The sequence below is a fragment of the Paraburkholderia suaedae genome (assembly GCF_040812055.1).
GTDB lineage: Bacteria > Pseudomonadota > Gammaproteobacteria > Burkholderiales > Burkholderiaceae > Paraburkholderia.
Window position 1 is genome coordinate 1 of record NZ_JBFOAH010000092.1, and the last position, 1,802, is coordinate 1,802.

At 59.2% G+C, this 1,802-nt stretch carries 1 protein-coding gene, 1 tRNA gene and 1 pseudogene; all 3 read right to left on the reverse strand.

Translation table 11 applies throughout. The features are described from left to right. Positions 1-447: 447 nt before the first annotated feature. Positions 448-523: transfer RNA gene (locus tag ABQJ48_RS37650), tRNA-Gly, on the reverse strand. Between the two features lie 334 nt (positions 524-857). Further along, on the reverse strand, positions 858-1,109 hold the full coding sequence (locus tag ABQJ48_RS37655; RefSeq protein WP_367842884.1) for a hypothetical protein: 252 nt from the start codon (positions 1,107-1,109) through the stop codon (positions 858-860). Positions 1,110-1,564: 455 nt separating this feature from the next. Then, a pseudogene (locus ABQJ48_RS37660) lies at positions 1,565-1,802 on the reverse strand (cysteine hydrolase); the annotation flags it as partial.

The window sequence follows — 1,802 nt, forward strand, 5'->3', positions numbered from 1 at the left end:
CTGGCGCGCTCGCCTGCGGCGCAATCGGAACGATCAAGCTGCAACTCTGGGACGAATTGCATACGAAATCCCTTTAAACAGCGCCCCGGTTGTCACAACGAGGCGATTTTCAACAGCCTGCTAGGCGCGCGGTAGATCCGTAGGATGATCGTGTCGTCGTTCATGGTTGCCCTGCCCCACTTTGTGGAAATCGAGTTGAGACTGTTCTGGCGGGTCGTCAGAGCCTAGCGCGTGAGTTTGGCGTGGACGAGTCAACGCTACGCGAGCACTTCAGGAAAGGCGGGGCGACGCCTAGGCAGGTTCGTGATCTGGCGTTCAAATGGTTCTACGCTCAACAGGCCAAGGCGCTGCTGGAAGCGGACGAGCGGCGATTGTGCGATGAGATGGTGCGGCAGCGAATGTCGGGACGTGGGTCCCTGTGCGAAAGAAATGCCAAGGCATTTCTTCTGGAGCGGGGGGCGAGTCTCGAACTCGCGACCTCAACCTTGGAAGGGTTGCGCTCTACCAACTGAGCTACTCCCGCGTTTGGCTATGTGTTCTTCACGCGTGAAGATTGCCTCCACCAAGGGCGAGCCGTCTGTCGGCAAGCGGACAAAGTACGCCAGGAACAAGGCTGATGGTCGCAACCAACGCAATGGAGCTGATGCCGGCGGGGTAATCCGATTACAGGCGCGGTAGACAGTCTTCACAGCGAGGGCAAAAAAAGGCCCACCGAAGTGGGCCAACGCGCTTTCTCAGGAGAGAGGCCGCACCCAGGAGAATGCGGACCTCTCTCTGAACCATCTCTGCGGCAGCCAAAGACGTGGCTCAGAGAGAGGAGAAGGAACACCATTCCTTCCCCCTTTCACGCTGGACGCTTAGACCTTCACGCCGCCGAGCATGCTACCCACAGCGTCGAGCGACTTCGTGATGTTCTTCACATCGACGTCGGTATGCGTCGAAGCGTCGAGTGCGACCACCGGGTTCACGATGGTTTGCGGGCTGGCGAACGAGAAGCCGCCGTTGTAGTTGGTGTTGATGCCGCCGTAGGCGGAGTTGCCGCCCACGATAGCGCCCATTTCAGCGCGGTCGAGTTCTTTGCTAACGGCGAGGTTCTGGATCTTCAGCATGATAAATCTCCTATTCGGTAGGTTGGATGAGCACCGATTGTTGCGCTCGCAGCTACTTATGCGAGCGGCGTGCCAACGAAGGCTAGATCAGTGATTCCATCCTCATAAGTCCATGATTGAAATGAGATAAATAAAAAAACTGGAAATCTAGCGGCTTGTTCGACCGAGCTGATCGCGCGCTTAGTTCGGCTCCGACGAACCGAACCCGTCACCTGTTGGCTTTCGACGAACAGCGCTCTCCGCAAGGATCAACTGCAACGTTGCAGTTGACGCGGTCGCCAGTGGTCAACACGTCAGCCTGAGGTGTGCTTCAACTGGACGACACGCAGGCTTACGAGCCGACAGTCGGCTCAGTTCGGCCAATCAGTGCCGAACCTCGGATGTCGCTGGTCGACCCGAAGCCGCCGGCGGCGCTCGCGCGAGATCAATGGCGGCTTCTAAGGTGCAACGGCCAATCACACCGCCCGCTGCGTCACCTCATCCTGCAGCAGACCACGCGCCCGCCGGTTGGACTTGTAGATGCTGTCGCGTACGGGCACCGCGCCAGTCTTCACGCTGTGTACCCATTCCTGGGTCGACATCACCGCCGCGAAGCGCGACTGCAGCACGACGCCGAACACGCGGTGGATCTCTTCCGCACTCGCAAAGCCGGCCTGGTTGCGGTACGGCACCGTGCCCGACGCATCATGCAGG

Bases quoted from the DNA above. Each gene is read 5' to 3' on its own strand.
- ABQJ48_RS37655 (WP_367842884.1), bottom strand. From the start codon at position 1,109: ATGCTGAAGATCCAGAACCTCGCCGTTAGCAAAGAACTCGACCGCGCT.